Genomic DNA, 18,392 nt, shown 5'->3' with positions numbered 1-18,392 from the left:
AAACCTTAATTACATTTGATACCCTTCTGAAAGGACACTATACCATTCAGGATGTTTATTAATATAATTAGCCACATAAGTACATGAAGGTACTACTGCAAGGTTATTATCTTTTGCATGCTGTAAAGCACTTTCAACAAGCTTAGCTGCTGCATCTGTACCCTGAAGTTCTTCGGGAGCTTCTGTATGAACAAAGAATATCTTATTCGGTTCTTTTATATATTCTAAAAACGCCATGTGTTCTCCTACGTGGTACTCATACTGATTTTCGGCAGTATTAACTTTAAATCTTCCTTCTGTACTCATAAGTATGTTTTTTATAAAGATACTCTTTCTCTAAATAAAGAAAAAGCCCCTCTTAATGAAGAGGGGCTTTTTTATAATTCTTTTAATATAATCTTAGTGGTGTAATTGTTCTTCACCTTCCTTCATAGGAATGTTTTGAGGAACAAAGTCATCTTCATGACCCGGTTTACTGTAATCGTAAGGCCATCTGTAAACTTCAGGTATAGCACCAGGCCAGTTACCGTGCATGTGTTCTACAGGAGCAGTCCACTCAAGTGTATTAGATTTCCATGGATTCATTGGAGCTTTCTTACCTCTGAATATACTGTAGAAGAAATTCCATAAGAATACAAGTTGGAATATCGCACCTATTATAGCAAACATTGTTATTAGTACGTTTACATCTTGTAAGTCGTCAAATAAAGGGAATGCAGTATTGGTATAGTAACGTCTTGGTAAACCTGCCATACCTATAAAGTGCATTGGGAAGAATACTCCGTAAGCACATACAGCAGTTACCCAGAAGTGAACGTAACCTAAAGTTTTGTTCATCATTCTGCCAAACATTCTAGGGAACCAGTGGTAAATACCTGCAAACATACCGTATAGTGCAGATATACCCATTACTAAGTGGAAGTGAGCTACTACGAAATATGTATCGTGAACGTTAATATCCAGCGTACTGTCTCCAAGTATAATACCTGTAAGACCACCTGTAATAAATGTTGATACAAGACCTATAGAGAATAGCATTGCAGGATTAAGCTGCAAATTACCTCGCCATAGTGTTGTAATATAGTTGAATGCTTTTACAGCTGATGGAATTGCAATAAGTAATGTTGTAAAGGTAAATACTGAACCTAAGAATGGATTCATACCTGATACGAACATGTGGTGACCCCATACAATTGTAGAAAGGAATGCAATTGCAAGGATTGAAGCAATCATCGCTCTGTAACCAAAAATTGGTTTACGGGCATTTGTTGCAATAATTTCTGATGTTATACCTAATGCCGGTAATAATACAATATATACCTCAGGGTGACCTAAGAACCAGAAAAGGTGCTCAAATAATACCGGTGAACCACCTTGGTAATGCAATACATCACCTGCAATAAAAATATCTGAAAGGAAGAACGATGTACCGAAACTTCTATCGAATATTAATAGTAATGCAGCAGATAAAAGAACAGGGAAGGAAACAATACCAATTACAGCAGTAATAAAGAAAGCCCATATTGTTAATGGAAGTCTTGTCATAGACATTCCTTTAGTTCTTAAGTTAATTACAGTTACAACATAGTTTAGTGATCCCATTAATGAGGAAGCAATGAATATTGCCATAGATACTAACCAAAGTGTCATACCTGCACCTGAACCACCTATTGCCTGTGGTAATGCACTTAACGGAGGATAAATTGTCCATCCGGCAGAGGCAGGACCAGCTTCAACAAAAAGTGATATTACCATTATAACAGAAGATATAAAGAACATCCAGTATGATAACATGTTCATGAAACCGGAAGCCATATCTCTTGCTCCAATCTGTAACGGAATAAGAAGGTTACTAAATGTACCACTTAACCCCGCAGTAAGTACAAAGAATACCATTATAGTACCGTGTATTGTAACAAGGGCTAAATAAATATCATTCCTCATAACACCGTTAGGAGCATACTCCTCACCTAAAAGTGCTTTAAATATGCCAAAAGATTCTTCTGGCCAAGCAAGTTGCATACGGAATAAAATTGACATCATTATACCAATAATACCCATTATTATACCGGTAATAAGATATTGCTTGGCAATCATCTTATGATCGATGCTAAAGATGTACTTTGTTATAAAAGTATCTTTATGGTGATGAGCATGAGCATCAACATGATCGTTTTCTCCGTGTATTTCGTGTCCTGCTACTGACATATTTTTTTACTTTGAATATATTAAAATATTAATTTCTTTTATTGCACTACCATTGTAGAATCAGTTTCCACCATTGTAGAGTCTGTTGCTGTTTCAGAATCTGTTGTTTCTTCTATAGGAGCGGTAGCTTCTACACTATCAGCCATTTGTTGTTTTTCTTTCTTCACAGCTTTACCAAGCGTTTCTTGTTCGCTTAGCCACTTGTTAAAGTCAGCTTCTTCATCTACTACAACTTTCATTTGCATATTGTAATGAGATGCTCCACAAATTTTGTTACATAATAGTAAGTAGTCAAATTCATACGGATCTAGTGGTGACTCACCATTAGCTACAAGCTCAGCACTTTTTTTAGATCTTATATTATTAATATTAGCTACTTTTTCTACAATACCAGGATCCTGACGCATTTCCTCAGTAGTAAGTGTTGGAGTAAATCCAAACTGTGTTACCATACCGGGCACAGCATTCATCTGCGCTCTAAAGTGAGGAAAATATGCAGAGTGAAGTACATCCTGGGAACGAATTTTGAATATTACTTTTTTACCTTTTGGTAAGTGTAATTCTCTTGCAGGAATATCATCTTGTGAATTAGGGTCAGACATATCCACACCCATTGTATTAATTCCTTCTATATATCTAACGTTTGCTTTACCTAGCATACCGTCTTCTCCTGCATAACGTACTTCCCAGCTAAACTGCTTTGCATATACTTCAACATATAAAGCATCTTCTTTATCTTCATCAATAAACATAATGTTTGTCCATGCATAAAGACCGTAAAGAATAAGACCGGCAAGAACAATCACAGGAATTATAGTCCATACGAACTCTAACTTATCATTATCAGCAAAATAATATGCTACTCTTCCTTGTTTCCCTCTGTATTTAAAAGAGAAATAGTGTAGTAAAAACTGTGTTATAGTTTGTACAACAAAAATCAGGATTAAAGATATAGCCATTAGGTTATCGTACTGAGGACCATGCTCTGAAGCCGGAGTACCTAACACTAAATGACCCCATTCTACTAATGAATATATTGTAAACACATATATAAAGCCTACAAAGGCAAACATTAGGTAACCATTAACATTATTATCCCTGTCATTAGCCACTTCGCTGTTTTCAGTTTGCGATACTGTACCTAGTTGAGTCAGGTCAAATATTTTAGTTAATTGCCATATTGCAATGCCTAATAAAACTAAAACTGCAATTATCAATAAACTTGTCATTTGTTTATTTCTTTAAATATTAATAATGAAAATGCTTACTCTCTTCTACTAACGGGTTACGTTTTGCTAGTAGTGGCGCTTTAGTTAAAGCAGTAAACACTACCAGTATAAATAAACCTAAGAAGAATAATACAGAACCTATCTCTCCTATCCCAATGAACCAACGATCTCCTACAACTGCCGGCATAATCATATTAAAGAAGTCTAAGTAGTGTCCGCAAAGTATTACAATACCTGCCATAACAACAACCCAAGAAAGACGCTTAAAGTCGCTATTAACAAGTATTAATAATGGGAATACAAAGTTCATAACTACCATACCAAAGAAAGGAAGGTTGTATTCTTCTATACGAGTTACAAAATAAGTGATTTCTTCAGGTATATCAGCATACCATATCAGCATGAACTGAGAGAACCATAAATATGTCCAAAATATACTAAAACCAAACATAAATTTAGCAAGGTCATGAATATGACTATTATTTACATATTCTAAGTAACCTTTAGATTTTAGGTAAAGCGTTACCATTGCAATAACAGTAACAGCACTTACTATAAAACTAGCAAATACATACCATCCGAATAGTGTACTGAACCAGTGTGGGTCTACAGACATAATCCAGTCCCAAGACATAATAGATTCAGTTATTATAAAGAATACTAAGAAACCTGCAGAAGCTTTAAAATGCTTTTTAAAGTTAAGGTTATCCGTAGCTTCATCTTGTGCTATTGATTTTTTTCTTGCATACTGGCGGTAAAGTATCCAACCACCCATAAACACTGCTGCTCTTATAAGGAAGAATGTTCCGTTTAAGTAACCTGACTTACCTTGTATAAGGTGATCACCCTTAACTACTTCTTCATCCATCCATATAAATATATGGTGCAAATCCAGAACACCTGCAACTAATAATAAGAACACTATAACTGCTCCCGGAACAAGGTAAGCCGATATACCTTCCATAACTCTGAAAAGTACTGGAGACCAACCTGCCTGTGCAGCGTTTTGAATAGCATAAAATGCCAGAACACCAAGTGAAATTAACATAAAGAATAAAGCCGGAACATATAGTGCTGCCCATGGCTTATTTTTTAACTGATGTAAAACGTGCTCTAAATGCGCATGATGCTCATCGTGATCATGAGCTGCTTCTGCATGATGTGCATCAGCTGTTGCTTCATGCCCGTGTGCCTTTTCAACATGACCCTCATGTGATTCTTCAGCTGCAGGTCCGTGAGCAGTGAACTCTGCATCATGATGAGAAGCTTCTGCATGATGACCTCCATGACCATGAGCTGCTTCTTCATTTAGTATTTTCTCTACATCCTCAATGGTTTTAGGTGCAGTTAAAAAACTATAGCCTATTCCAAGGATACCCAGTACAATAAGGACAAAGGAAAAAACTTTTAATTTACTTGAAAATGTGTACATCTTTATATACTTTCAGTGTTCTACAAATTATAATTCGCTCTTAAGTTTTAACACATAGTGTGTAACTTGCCAACGCTCTTTTTGATTAAGCTGGTTAGCATGAGAGCCCATTGAGTTAAGTCCGTAAGTTATCACATGGTAAATACTACCTTCTGTAATCTCTCTGTCTTTATAGCTAGGCACACCTAAGAATTTTTCTCTTTTTACAAGGTTACCTTTACCATCACCTTTATCACCATGACATATTGCACAGTAAATTGTAAAAAGCTGTTCTCCTTCTGCTAAATTTACTTCTGAAGCATCTAATGGAGATTTCAGGTTTGCTTTTGCAAGGTTATACCCTTCGGTAGTATTTTCATACTCATAAGGTTCAAAACCTCTTGGTATAGAACCCGCAGCAGGAATTTGCCCTTCTTTACCATTAGGGAAAGCCGAAACCTCTGAATACGTTTCATAAGGAACAGCTTCGTACATATTCGGGAAATACTGATAGTTTGGTTCTGACTTGTTAAAACAGCCTGTTAAAGCTGAAGCCATAGCTACCAATAATGCTGATTTATATAATACTTTCATAATCTCGATTAATGCTTTTCAATTACTTTTACTTCCACAGCTCCTGTGTTCTCAAAGAATGAAACTAACTGATCAACATCTCCGTGAGCAGCAACTTCCATTAAAAAATGATCATCAGTGGTTCTAACATCAGGATTTTCAGCTTCTTTAAATGGCCATAATTTACTTCTTAAATAAAAAGTAATAACCATTAAGTGAGCAGCAAAAAACACTGTAAGCTCAAACATTACCGGTACAAATGCCGGCATATTTTCTATAAAACTAAAACTAGGCTTACCCCCTATATCTTGTGGCCAGTCCACAATCATCATATAGCGTACCATAGCAGTAGCTACACTTAAACCAACCAAACCATATAAGAACGATGCAATAGCTATTCGGGTTGGAGCTAATCCCATGGCTTTATCCAAACCATGCACGGGAAACGGGGTATAAACCTCCTCAATGTGATGATGTGCAGCGCGTGTTTGCTTTACCGCATCCATCAGGATATCATCATCATTATATAAAACATGTATAACTTTATTACTCATGACCTCTTAATAGATTATGTTCTTAATGTGAATGATTGTCGTTTCCTTGTTCTTCTCTTTGTCTCTTATATGTTTCGCTGGAAGTCTTCATTATCGATTTAACTTCTGCCTGTGCAATTACAGGGAAACTTCTTGAATACAGAAGGAATAATACAAAGAAGAAACCAATTGTACCTATAAAGAAACCTGCATCTACAAAAGTAGGCTGGAACATAGTCCAAGATGATGGAAGGTAATCTCTGTGTAATGATGATACGATAATTACAAAACGCTCAAACCACATACCTACGTTTACAACAAGAGATATAATAAATGAACCTATAATACTTGTTCTTATCTTTTTAAACCACATCACCTGCGGAGATACCACATTACAAGTCATCATTAACAAGTATGCCCACCAGTAAGGACCTGTAGCCCTGTTAAGGAAAGCGTACTGCTCATACTCAACACCGGAATACCAAGCAATGAAAAGCTCTGTTATATAAGCAATACCTACTACAGAACCTGTAATCATGATAATGATATTCATTAACTCGATGTGCTGAATAGTAATATATGCCTCAAGGTTAGAAACCTTTCTCATTATAATAAGTAGTGTGTTTACCATTGCGAATCCTGAGAAAATCGCACCCGCAACGAAATATGGCGGAAGTATTGTAGTATGCCATCCCGGTATAACCGACGTAGCAAAGTCAAACGATACAATGGTGTGTACTGAAAGTACAAGAGGAGTTGCTAAACCTGCAAGTACAAGAGAAACTTCTTCAAAACGTTGCCAGTCTTTAGCTCTACCACTCCATCCGAAACTTAATATAGAATAAACTCTTTTTGTAAAAGGAGTAATTGCTCTGTCTCGAAGCATTGCGAAGTCAGGAAGTAAACCTGTCCACCAGAAAACAAGCGAAACAGATAAATACGTTGATATCGCGAATACGTCCCAAAGTAGCGGTGAGTTAAAGTTAACCCAAAGCGAACCAAACTGGTTAGGTATTGGCATAACCCAGTATGCTAACCAAGGACGACCCATGTGGAATACAGGGAACATTGCTGCCTGTATTACCGAGAAAATTGTCATTGCTTCTGCAGAACGGTTAATGGCCATTCTCCATTTTTGGCGGAATAATAATAGTACAGCAGAAATAAGTGTACCCGCGTGACCGATACCTACCCACCAAACGAAGTTGGTAATATCCCACGCCCAGCCGATTGTTTTATTAGACCCCCATGTTCCGATACCTGTTCCAACAGTATAAGCAACACAACCAACACCCCAAAGGAAAGCTGCAAGTGCTATGGTAAATGCAATCCACCATTGCTTATTAGCTCTTCCTTCCACAGGTCTTGCAACATCTACTGTTACATCGTGATAATTTTTGTCACCTATAATTAAAGGTTTTCTAATGGGTGCTTCGTAATGAGACGACATATCCTTTATATATTGATTTCTTATTAATACTAATTTTTAGGTATTTCTTACTTTAACCTGATAGAACACATTTGGTTTAGTACCCACATGCTCTAATAAGTGATACATTCTGTCATCCTCTTTAAGTTTAACAACAGTATCCTCTTCATTATTAACGTCTCCAAATACCATAGCTCCAGAACCACATGCTTCAGAACAAGCTGTATAGAATTCGTCTTTATTTACAGGACGACCTTCTTTCTTAGCTTTAAGTATAGTAGCCTGAGTCATTTGAATACAAAGTGAACATTTTTCCATTACACCTCGCGAACGAACGTTTACATCAGGATTTAGTACCATACGTCCTAAATCGTCATTCATATGATAATCGAACTCCTCATTCTTATTATATAAGAACCAGTTGAAACGACGAACTTTATAAGGACAGTTGTTAGCACAGTAACGGGTACCTACACAACGGTTGTATGCCATATGGTTTTGACCCTGACGGCTATGTGATGTTGCCGCTACAGGACAAACTGTTTCACATGGCGCGTGATTACAGTGCTGACAGAATACAGGCTGGAATGCTACCTGAGGATTCTCTGAAGGATCCTCCATCTCACCAAATGTATCAATAGAGTTCATTAAGCCAGATGTATTCTCCTTAAGCTCTGTATCTTCAATAAATGTATCTTCAGAAGAATAATAACGGTCAATACGCAACCAGTGCATATCACGGCTTCTTCTAACCTCTGACTTACCTACTACAGGAACGTTGTTTTCAGCGTGACAAGCTATTACACAAGCACCACATCCTGTACATGCATTTAAGTCGATAGAAAGATTAAAATGATGTCCTACAGTTCTGTCAAAAGAAGTCCAAAGATCTACCGAAGTTGCAGGAACCTCTTTATGGTCTAACGATACCTTAGGCACCTCATTCCATACAGCCGGCTCTTTTTCGTTATATTCTTTTAATGTAGTCTCTTTTATAATATCGCCTCTACCCATTAAGGTATTGTGAAGCTGTATACATGCAAATTCATGTACACCTGATTCTTTAGTTATTTTAACTGATTGTACTCCGTTAAAATCTTTATATAATGTGTAAGCATTAACACCTACCATCATTTCAGTTTTCATAGCCGCTTTACGACCATAACCGAAAGCTAAACCTACTGAACCTTTAGCCTGACCAGGTTGAATCAATACCGGCACATGCTCCAGCTTAGCTCCTCCAACTTCAAGAGTAACATAGCTACCATTAAGCCCTCCGTTATCTACATTGTAGTTTTCAAGACCTAATTGTTCAGCATCAGCTTTAGAAACAGTTACATAGTTATCCCAAGAAACTCTTGTAATAGGATCAGGGAACTCTTGTAACCAAGGGTTGTTAGCCTGCTGACCGTCTCCCATCCCTATTTTAGTATAGAAAACAAGCTCCATACCTGAAAGAGCTTTTGCACCGGCTAAGTTAGCCGCAGCACCACCGTAGTTAGCAACTTCGCCACCAGCAGCAGGAGCAACATCAGAAGACTTATAAACACCATCATGAACTAACTGATTCCATGACTTACCGGTAGCAGCCACAGCTTCAGAAGCTTTAAGATAGTCGTAGTATGATTGAGGATTTCCAGACCATTTTAGTAAAGAATCCTGTAATTGTCTTGTATCAAATAAAGGGCGAATTGTAGGCTGTGTTACAGAATAGTACCCTTTAGCGATTGAAACATCTCCCCAAGACTCTAAATAGTGAGGAGCCGCAGCAGCAATAGTAGTTAGAGAAGCCGTTTCATCTTCCTTCATTGAGAAAGCAACTGATAATTTCACTTTTTTAAGACTATCAGCAAAGTCTTTACTGTTAGCAAGTGTGTAAACAGGATTAACACCACTCATTATAAGTGTATGTACCGATCCTGCTTTCATATCGGCTACTAATTGCGCTACTTCTTTAGCATTACCCTGACGAATATAACGTGCATTATTTGGATTGAATGCTTCAGACTGTAATACATTGTTTATTGCTAAAACAAGCATTTGAACATCTACATCATCAATACCTGAAACAAGTACACCTTTAGAACCTGCTGCTTTTAATTGCTTAGCAGCTTTTGTAACAGCTTCTTTATTAGGGAATGCGGGAGTACTTACAGATGAACCTGTAATTTCATTGTATAATGCTACAAGTGCATATTTTTGTTGAGTAACTGTCATTGGGATACGCTTATCAGCGTTTGCACCTGTTAATGACATGTTAGCCTCAATTTGTATATGCTTGGACATTTTACCATTTTTAGGTATGCGTCCTTGTGTATATCCTGTTTCGCAGCCACCGCCTTGCCAGTCACCAAGAAAATCAGCACCAACAGAAACGATTACATCTGCTTTAGAAAAATCATAATCAGCAAGAGCTCTTTCTCCATATACAGTTTCAAAAGCATCAATAGCAGCAGATGATGAAACTGCATCATAAACCACATGCTTAAAGTTACTGTAACGAGCACCAAACTCAGCTATAAGCTTATCTGTTGAAGGACTCGCCATAGTACTGGTTAACAATACTATTTGACCGCCTGAAGCAGCAGCCTCTTCTAAACCAGCCTTAACACGAGCATCAACTTCCTCCCAAGAAGCAGGCTTCCCGGAAATCATTGGCTGTTTTAAACGCATGCTATCGTACATAGAAAGCACAGATGCGTACACCCTTGCATTCGGCTTAATTTTAGAACCTTCAAGATTGTTATTCTCAACCTTGATTGGTCTACCCTCACGGGTTTTGATTAGTATATTAGAAAAATCGAAACCATCAGCAATAGTAGTTGCGTAATAATCTGCAACACCAGGAATGATTTCTTCCGGTTGAACTACATACGGAATTGACTTTACTACAGGTCCCTCACAAGCTACCAATGAAGCAGCAGCTGTACTAAAACCAACATATTTCAAAAAGTCACGACGGCTTGTTGATGAAGCCTCCAAAGACTCCTTATCACCAAGAAACTCATCTGTAGGAATCTCTTCAACAAACTCATTATTTCTCAGCGTCTCAACAACAGAACTGTTTTCATTCAGCTCTTCAACACTTTTCCAGTATTTTTTGTTTGATGCCATATTATATATAGATATTAGCTTCTTTATAGATTATTAATAGTGACACTTACCACATTCGGTTCCACCCATATCAGCAGCAGTAAGCTTTACAACACCATACTCCTTAGCAAGTTCAGCATGGATTTTTTCGTAATACTCATTACCTTCTACCTTAACTCCGGTTTCACGGTGACAGTTAATACACCAACCCATTGTTAAAGGAGCATTTTGCTTCATTATCTCAAAAGTCTCTACAGGACCGTGACATTTCTGACACTCAACTCCAGCTACAGAAACGTGCTGAGAGTGGTTAAAGTAAACGAAGTCAGGAAGGTTATGTATTCTCACCCACTTAACAGGTTTTTGCTTCCCTGTATATTGTTGGTTAGCTCTATCCCAACCTACTGCATCATATAACTTTTGTATCTCTGCAGTATAGAATTCTTTAGAATATTCAACATAAGTAGAATCTGCATCACCTTGGAATTCTGAAATATTCTTGTGACAGTTCATACACACATTTAACGAAGGTATACCTGAAGTTTTACTAACTCTTGCAGAAGAGTGACAGTATTTACAATCTATACCATTATCACCAGCGTGTATTTTATGCGAGAAGTGTATTGGCTGTATTGGCTCGTAGCCTTGATCAACACCAATCTGCATTAAGTAACCATATAATAAATAAGCCCCTGAAAGCAACAGAAGAACAACTGTTACTAAAACCAAGAACTGATTTTTAGCGTAAGCTTTCCAAATTGAAACAGAAGAATCTTTTTCAGGAATCTCAACTCCATTTGCAGCCGCAACTCTTTTTAAAGTTTTGTTCACTAATGCCAACATAACTACAAGCACTACTAAAACTAAAACAAGCGCAGCAAGAATAAGTGTATTATTCACACCACCGTCGTTTGAAGCAGCCATCGCTTGCCCACCGGCATTAGCAGGTGTAGCAGGAGCAGCTTTTGGCTGTGACGTATAAGCAAGAATATCATCTATATCCTTATTAGATAATTGCGGAAAAGGAGTCATAACCTGTTTGTTATTCTCCTCAAATAATTTTACCGCCTTTGCATCTCCTGATGCAATTAAAGCACTACTGTTCTTAATCCACTTGTAAAGCCACTCAGTCTCGTGCTTTTCAGCCACACCTCTCAAGGCAGGACCTGTTGCTTTTGAATCTAATTTGTGACATGCTGCACATAAAGAATTAAACAATTCTTTACCTTTCGTCGGATCTCCCGCAGCAACACCCTCAGCCGGAGCAGCTTCTTCAGTAGAAGCCTCCGCAGGGGAAGTTTCAGCCTGCTGAGCATATGACACAAGGGAAAAAGACAGCGAGAACGCCAGACAGAACAATAAAATTCTTGAAAACGAATTATGGTTACCCACTTTTTTCATATTAAAAAATGATTATCGACTATTTTTGGTATAGTTTTTAATGTAAAACATGACAAATGTTATACTTTTTTTAAAACTCCCACAAAAATACGACTTATGAATCATTCTCAAACCTGAAATAAATGTTAACAATCAATTTATAACAATTCTAAATAAATTAACAGAACACAGATAAATTAATATGTTGTACTTTTGCATTAAAGATTATTCATTATGAGAATTTTAAGAAATCGAAACATTTTATTTGTAGCTTTTTTCCTAACCGCATTAGGAGGTAAAATAACAGCACAAAATTCAACCGTTAGCATAGAACAAGATGAGAAGTTTACCGAATTGTTAAATGAAAAAAGAAAAATCAACTCTTCAATCATTGTTAATGACCGTTATAAAGTACAGATATATTACGGCGATAATGTTAAAGCACGTAAAACATTAGCTGAGTTTAAAAAAGAGTTCCCTGATATGGACGGAACTATTGTTTTTGAAAGCACAAGCTATAAAGTATGGACCGGTAGTTTTAACAACAGAATAGATGCTGAAAATATGCTGGCTAAAATAAGAGATAAATATCCTTATGCGCTACTTATAAAGCCTAACAAATAAAATTGAACTTTATATAATAAAAAAGCCCGCTGTTTAGCGGGCTTTTTTATTTATATGAATTAAAGTTATTACTTCAATTTCTTCTTAACTTCAACTTCCTGGAATGCTTCTATAACATCATTTATCTGAATGTCGTTATAGTTTTTAATCTGCATACCACAGTCATAACCTTTAGAAACTTCTTTCACATCATCTTTAAAACGCTTCAGAGTAGAAAGTTCTCCCGTATAGATTACAACACCTTCACGTATTAGTCTAATTCTCGAGTTACGATATATCTTACCATCGGTAACCATACAACCTGCAATAGTACCAACTTTAGATATTTTAAACGTTTCACGAATCTCCGCAGTACCGGTAACCTCTTCTTTAAGTTCAGGAGATAACATACCTTCCATCGCATCTTTAAGATCATCAATCGCAGCGTAAATAATTGAGTACGTTCTGATATCAATTTCTTCTTTATCTGCTAACTGTCTTGCAGATGCTGAAGGACGTACATTAAATCCTATTATAATTGCATCAGATGCTGAAGCCAGAAGTACATCGGACTCTGTAATTGCACCTACTGCTTTATGTATAATATTGATTTGTATTTCTTCTGTTGATAGTTTAGAGAATGAATCTGACAATGCTTCAACTGAACCATCCACGTCACCTTTAAGAATTATATTAAGTTCTTTAAAGTCACCTAAAGCAATTCTTCGTCCAATCTCATCAAGTGTAATATGTCTTTGTGTTCTTACAGACTGTTCACGAAGAAGCTGCGTACGTTTAGCAGCAATTTGCTTCGCTTCTTTCTCATCTTCAAACACGTTAAACTTATCACCTGCGGTTGGTGCACCATCTAAACCTAGTATTGATATAGGTGTTGACGGACCTGCCATTTTAATGTTCTTACCACGCTCATCATGCATTGCTTTTACCTTACCATGATGTTTACCTGAAAGAACATAGTCACCTACTCTTAAAGTACCACCTTGTACTAACACAGTAGACACATAACCACGACCTTTATCAAGGTACGCTTCTACCGTTGTACCAACAGCCGGTTTATTAGGGTTTGCTTTTAAGTCTAATATTTCAGCCTCAAGCAATACTTTTTCTAAAAGTTCATTAACTCCTATACCTGTTTTTGCAGAAATATCATGCGACTGAATTTTACCTCCCCAATCTTCAATAAGCAGATTCATTGCAGCCAGCTTCTCCTTAATTTTATCAGGATTAGCTGTTGGCTTATCAATCTTGTTAATTGCAAATACAATAGGAACTCCTGCTGCTTGTGCGTGGTTGATAGCTTCTTTTGTTTGTGGCATTATATCATCATCCGCAGCAATTACAATAATAGCTATATCGGTAACCTGAGCACCACGAGCACGCATCGCCGTAAAGGCTTCGTGACCCGGAGTATCTAAAAACGTTATTTTCTGTCCGCTTTCAAGTGTTACACCATATGCACCAATGTGCTGTGTTATACCTCCTGATTCACCTGCAATAACATTCTCTTCCCTTATGTAATCCAGTAACGATGTTTTACCGTGGTCAACGTGACCCATTACTGTTACTATAGGAGCTCTTGGTTCTAAATCTTCTTCTCTGTCTACAACTTCTTCAATAGATTCTTCTATATCGGTAGTTATAAACTCTACTTCATATCCAAATTCATCTGCAACTATTGTAAGCGTTTCCGCATCCAGTCTTTGGTTCATGGTTACCATAATACCAAGAGACATACACACAGAGATAACTTTAGTAATAGGCACATCCATCATGGTAGCAACCTCACCTACAGTAACAAATTCTGTTACTTTAAGCACTTTGCTTTCTTCGCTAAGCATACGCTGTTCATCATCAGATTTCTGACGGTGACTATCCCTTTTATCTCTACGGTATTTTGCAGCTTTGGATTTACTCCCTTTACCCTGAAGTTTTTCCAGAGTTTCACGAATTTGGTTTTTAACTTCTTCTTCGGTAGGCTCTACCTTAGGAGTAACTTGAGGTCTCCTGTTTTGGTTTTGATTTCTGCCGCGTCTGTTGTCGTTATTATTACCCCCTCGGTTATTACCTCCGCCTCCTTGTCCTTGAGGCTTAGTAATTCTTTTTCTCTTATTCTTATTATTACCTTGTTGGTTGTTACCTTTATTATTTGCACCTTCCTTCTTGTTATCCTCTTTTTTCTTCTTAGGCTTTTCAAATTTAGAAAGGTCAATAGTCTGACCTGTGAAGGTGGTTCCTGACAGTTTTTTATACTGTGTCTTTATTCTGTCATCAACAGTCTGCTCTCCTTCCTTTTTAACATCAGTATCCTCCGTTTTTGCTTTTGGAGTTTCCTGCTTATTAGGCTGAGGCTTATTAGACTGCTGCTGTTGTTTTTGAGGCTGCTTTTGCGCCACAGGTTTTTGATTATCTTTTTTATCAGACTTATCAGAGGTATTGTTTTCCACCTGTTCTTCCTTTTTAGCTTTTGGAGCTTCTTGTACAACCTTACTCGGTTGCTCTTTTTTCTCCTCTTGCTTAGGCTTTTGTTCCGCTTCAGGCTTTTTAACCTCTGGAGCAGGTTGCTTTTTAGCCTCTTCTTTTTTATTAGCAGTGTCTGAAGATGATTCTTGAGCTTTATTATCTTTCTTAAGGTCTATTTTACCTACAGCTACAGGACCCGATAAAGACGCCTTAGCCTTAATAACTTCCTGTTGTTGCCTCAATTTCTCCTTTTCCTCCTCTTGCTTTCTTTTCTCCTCCAACTCACGCTCTCTCGCTATACGCAGCGCCTCTTTTTCCTTTCTTTTTTCTTCCCCTACCTCGAGAGAAGCCTCTTTCTTCCCTTTATCAGCAGAAAACTGATTATAAAGGACATCGCGCTCTTCACCGGATATCTTGGCATTAGGGCTAGCATCTATAGTATACCCTTTATCTTTCAGGTAGTCCACAGCCCTGTCCAGCGAAATATTTAATTCCCTTAAAACTTTATTTATTCTTATTGCTCTTTCTCCAGACATATAATCTTTTTAATATTATCTTCTCTTAGTTGCGATGTTGTTTATGTTGTTAAACTTACTCTTTTTTACTTTACGCTAAATTAGTCTTCAAACTCTTCTTTAAGTATTCTTCTCACTTCAAGAATAGTTTCCTCTTCAAGGTCAGTTCTTCTTACAAGATCTTCTACTTCTTCTTTAAGTACGCTTCTTGCGGTATCTAAACCTATTTTTGCAAACTCTTCAATAACCCAGCTTTCTATTTCGTCAGAGAATTCTTTTAGTTCTACATCCTCTTCTTCCGGATTACCTTCACGTATTACATCAAGGTCATAACCTGTTAAATAGCCTGCAAGTTTAATATTGTGACCTCCGCGACCTATAGCTTTAGAAACCTCTTCAAGCTTAAGGAACACTTCTGCTTTTTTATTTTCTTCATCAATTTTTATTGATGATATTTTTGCAGGACTAAGCGCTCTTGATATGTACAGTTGAGTATTTGTTGTATAGTTAATAACGTCTATATTTTCGTTACCCAACTCACGAACAATACCGTGAATACGAGAACCTTTCATACCTACACAAGCCCCTACAGGGTCAATTCTGTCATCATAAGAATCTACAGCAACTTTTGCTTTATCGCCAGGCATTCTTACTACTTTTCTAACGGTTATAAGACCGTCAAACACTTCAGGAATTTCTTGTTCAAACAGTTTTTCAAGGAATTTCTCAGATGTTCTCGACATTATAATTTGCGGCTTATTACCTTTAAGCTCAACACTTTCTATAATCCCACGAACATTATCTCCTTTCCTGAAAAAATCAGAAGGAATTTGCTTGTCTTTAGGTAAAATAATTTCATTTCCTTCATCATCCACCAAAATTACAGCTTTTGGGCGAACATGGTGCACTTCAGCAGTATAAATATCACCAATTATATCTTTAAATTGTTTATAAAGGTTGGTGTTATCATGCTCATGTATTTTAGAGATAAGGTTTTGACGTAGTGCTAATATAGCTCTTCTACCCAATTGTATAAGTTTAACCTCTTCCGAAACATCTTCTCCTACTTCAAAGTCAGGCTCTATTTTACGTGCTTCTGTTAAAGATATTTCCTGGTTAGAATCTTCTACCTCACCGTCATTTACAACAACCCTGTTTCTCCATATCTCCATATCCCCTTTATCAGGGTTTATAATGATATCAAAATTATCATCAGAACCATACTTTTTCTTCAAAGCATTTCTAAACACATCCTCCAGTATCGCCATCAGCGTAACACGATCTATCAGCTTGTCATCCTTAAACTCCGAAAATGATTCTATTAATGCGATATTTTCCATACCAACGTATCTTTAATTTAAAATTTTATTACAACAACTGCTTCCTTTATATCGGCATAAGCTATTTCAGCCCTTTTTTGTACAGTTTCTTTACCTTTTCCTACTTTTTTTGGTTCGCGGGCTTTCCACTCCAACACTATAACATCTTCATTAGCTTCAGTTAACTCTCCTTCGGTAACTTCCCCTTCATTCGTAGTAACTTTTAGCTTTCTGCCTTCGTTTTTCTTATACTGCCTTACTTTAGTAAGCGGGCTTGTGGCGCCTGCCGAAGCAACCTCGAGAGAAAAATCTTCCTCTTCCCTGTCTAAGTTATGCTCTATAGCACGGCTTACATCAATACAATCCTGTAAATTCACTCCGTTATCCCCATCAATTGTAACCAGTATCTTATTCGATTCTGAAATATCAAGATTGATTAGAAATAGCTCAGGACGCTCATTAAGCGCCTCTTCAAGTAAATTCTCTACTTTTTGTTTAAATGTCATATTCAGTATAAAAAGAGGGGACTAAAGCCCCCTCATTATTTATTTTCCCATTAAATAACCGCGCAAATATAAGGAATATTTTTTATATATTGAAAATCATTGGATAATGTAAAATTAATTCCTACTTTTATAATGTTAAATTAAACATAAACTTGTTAATATCATCTAACACGACACTATGAAAAAAATTCTAGTTCCGACAGATTTTTCTGACCACGCTGAATATGCTTTAAAAGTTGCTGCACAAATAGCACGTAAAAACAACGGAGAGATATACCTACTTAACATGCTTGAACTCCCTTCTCAGGAAAGTGATGCAATAGAAAAAGGTAGTGATGTTCCTGAAATAATGTTCTTTATGCAAAAATCGCACGAACGTTTTGAGGAAATAAAAAACGCTCCTTACTTAGACGGTATACCTGTAACAGAAGCTGTACAGTTTGAAAAAGCTTTTAGCGGTATTATTAAGCACAGTAAGCAACATGACATAGACCTAGTTGTTATGGGTTCTCATGGCGCCAGTGGTTTTAAAGAAATGTTTATAGGTTCTAACACAGAAAAAGTTGTAAGAACATCTGACATACCTGTATTAGTAATTAAAAAAGAAGAAGGAGAGTTTGCGCCACAAAAATTTGTTTTTGCATCTGACTTCTCCAACGAAATAAAGAAACCTTTTGAAAAAGTTGTAGACTTTGTAAACAGCTTTGACATGGAATTAAACTTAGTTTACATTAACACTCCTAATGATTTTAAATCAACCCATGCTGCTGAAAAGTTAATGCATGAGTTTGCTTTAGGTTTCAACATTAATAATATGAAGACACATATTTACAATGATGTAAATGTTGAAAAAGGTATTTTACACTTTGCCAATAGCATTGATGCAGACATTATAGGGATGTGTACACACGGAAGACAAGGTCTTGCTCACTTCTTTAACGGAAGCATAAGTGAGGATTTAGTAAACCACTCTGTAAGACCGGTTGTTACTTTTAAAATATAATTTTTTAAAAATATACTCTAAAAAGCAAAACTCCTGATAGCTTATCAGGAGTTTTTTATTGCTATACAATTACAAACTCATCCGGTTAATACAGAATTATATAAATTCT

Annotated in this window: 14 protein-coding genes; 2 read left to right on the top strand and 12 right to left on the bottom strand. The window is 36.8% G+C overall.

Annotated elements, in window-relative coordinates; translation table 11 throughout:
• Positions 1 to 9: 9 nt before the first annotated feature.
• From IEW45_RS03795 to IEW45_RS03755, 9 genes are all read right to left on the bottom strand, one after another.
• A complete protein-coding gene (locus IEW45_RS03795) occupies positions 10 to 306 on the bottom strand; it encodes a GNAT family N-acetyltransferase (RefSeq protein WP_188619904.1) in 297 nt (98 codons plus the stop codon).
• Between the two features lie 93 nt (positions 307 to 399).
• The gene (locus IEW45_RS03790) at positions 400 to 2,208 is read right to left on the bottom strand and encodes a cytochrome c oxidase subunit I (protein ID WP_188619903.1); all 1,809 of its coding nucleotides are present in this window, start codon (positions 2,206 to 2,208) and stop codon (positions 400 to 402) included.
• A gap of 38 nt (positions 2,209 to 2,246) precedes the next feature.
• Positions 2,247 to 3,437, bottom strand: coding sequence for a cytochrome c oxidase subunit II (locus IEW45_RS03785; protein ID WP_188619902.1), 1,191 nt, complete (start codon positions 3,435 to 3,437; stop codon positions 2,247 to 2,249).
• A gap of 19 nt (positions 3,438 to 3,456) precedes the next feature.
• Positions 3,457 to 4,869 carry a quinol:cytochrome C oxidoreductase gene (locus tag IEW45_RS03780; protein WP_188619901.1) on the bottom strand — a complete coding sequence of 471 codons (1,413 nt, stop codon included), beginning with the start codon at positions 4,867 to 4,869 and terminating at the stop codon, positions 3,457 to 3,459.
• A gap of 27 nt (positions 4,870 to 4,896) precedes the next feature.
• On the bottom strand, positions 4,897 to 5,442 hold the full coding sequence (locus tag IEW45_RS03775) for a c-type cytochrome (protein ID WP_188619900.1): 546 nt from the start codon (positions 5,440 to 5,442) through the stop codon (positions 4,897 to 4,899).
• 8 nt (positions 5,443 to 5,450) lie between these two features.
• Positions 5,451 to 5,975, bottom strand: a complete 525-nt coding sequence (locus tag IEW45_RS03770) for a DUF3341 domain-containing protein (protein WP_188619899.1) — start codon at positions 5,973 to 5,975, stop codon at positions 5,451 to 5,453.
• A gap of 22 nt (positions 5,976 to 5,997) precedes the next feature.
• A complete protein-coding gene (gene nrfD, locus IEW45_RS03765; RefSeq protein WP_188619898.1) occupies positions 5,998 to 7,404 on the bottom strand; it encodes an NrfD/PsrC family molybdoenzyme membrane anchor subunit in 1,407 nt (468 codons plus the stop codon).
• Positions 7,405 to 7,440: 36 nt separating this feature from the next.
• On the bottom strand, positions 7,441 to 10,497 hold the full coding sequence (locus IEW45_RS03760) for a TAT-variant-translocated molybdopterin oxidoreductase (protein WP_188619897.1): 3,057 nt from the start codon (positions 10,495 to 10,497) through the stop codon (positions 7,441 to 7,443).
• A gap of 33 nt (positions 10,498 to 10,530) precedes the next feature.
• Entirely contained in the window at positions 10,531 to 11,877 is a 1,347-nt protein-coding gene (locus IEW45_RS03755; protein ID WP_188619896.1) for a c-type cytochrome, read from the bottom strand.
• 213 nt (positions 11,878 to 12,090) lie between these two features.
• Here IEW45_RS03755 and IEW45_RS03750 point away from each other — a divergent pair, with 213 nt between their 5' ends.
• Positions 12,091 to 12,480, top strand: a complete 390-nt coding sequence (locus tag IEW45_RS03750; protein WP_188619895.1) for an SPOR domain-containing protein — start codon at positions 12,091 to 12,093, stop codon at positions 12,478 to 12,480.
• A gap of 68 nt (positions 12,481 to 12,548) precedes the next feature.
• Here IEW45_RS03750 and infB read toward each other — a convergent pair whose 3' ends face one another.
• The 3 genes from infB to rimP all read right to left on the bottom strand — a co-directional run bounded on the left by infB (position 12,549) and on the right by rimP (position 17,280).
• A complete protein-coding gene (infB, locus tag IEW45_RS03745; protein ID WP_188619894.1) occupies positions 12,549 to 15,476 on the bottom strand; it encodes a translation initiation factor IF-2 in 2,928 nt (975 codons plus the stop codon).
• Positions 15,477 to 15,556: 80 nt separating this feature from the next.
• The gene (gene nusA / locus IEW45_RS03740) at positions 15,557 to 16,795 is read right to left on the bottom strand and encodes a transcription termination factor NusA (protein ID WP_188619893.1); all 1,239 of its coding nucleotides are present in this window, start codon (positions 16,793 to 16,795) and stop codon (positions 15,557 to 15,559) included.
• A gap of 17 nt (positions 16,796 to 16,812) precedes the next feature.
• Positions 16,813 to 17,280 (bottom strand): ribosome assembly cofactor RimP, encoded by a 468-nt coding sequence (gene rimP / locus IEW45_RS03735; protein ID WP_188619892.1) that lies wholly within the window; start codon positions 17,278 to 17,280, stop codon positions 16,813 to 16,815.
• A 178-nt stretch (positions 17,281 to 17,458) separates the two neighbouring features.
• On the opposite strand from rimP, the gene IEW45_RS03730 reads away from it, so the two are divergent.
• Complete coding sequence (locus tag IEW45_RS03730) at positions 17,459 to 18,283, top strand: universal stress protein (protein WP_188619891.1); 825 nt, start codon at positions 17,459 to 17,461, stop codon at positions 18,281 to 18,283.
• Positions 18,284 to 18,392: the final 109 nt, after the last annotated feature.

This window comes from Flavobacterium suaedae (assembly GCF_014642915.1).
GTDB classification, from domain to species: Bacteria; Bacteroidota; Bacteroidia; order Flavobacteriales; family Flavobacteriaceae; genus Flavobacterium; species Flavobacterium suaedae.
Note: the sequence above shows the minus strand (reverse complement) of the source record. Positions and strands in the feature narration are given on the sequence as shown.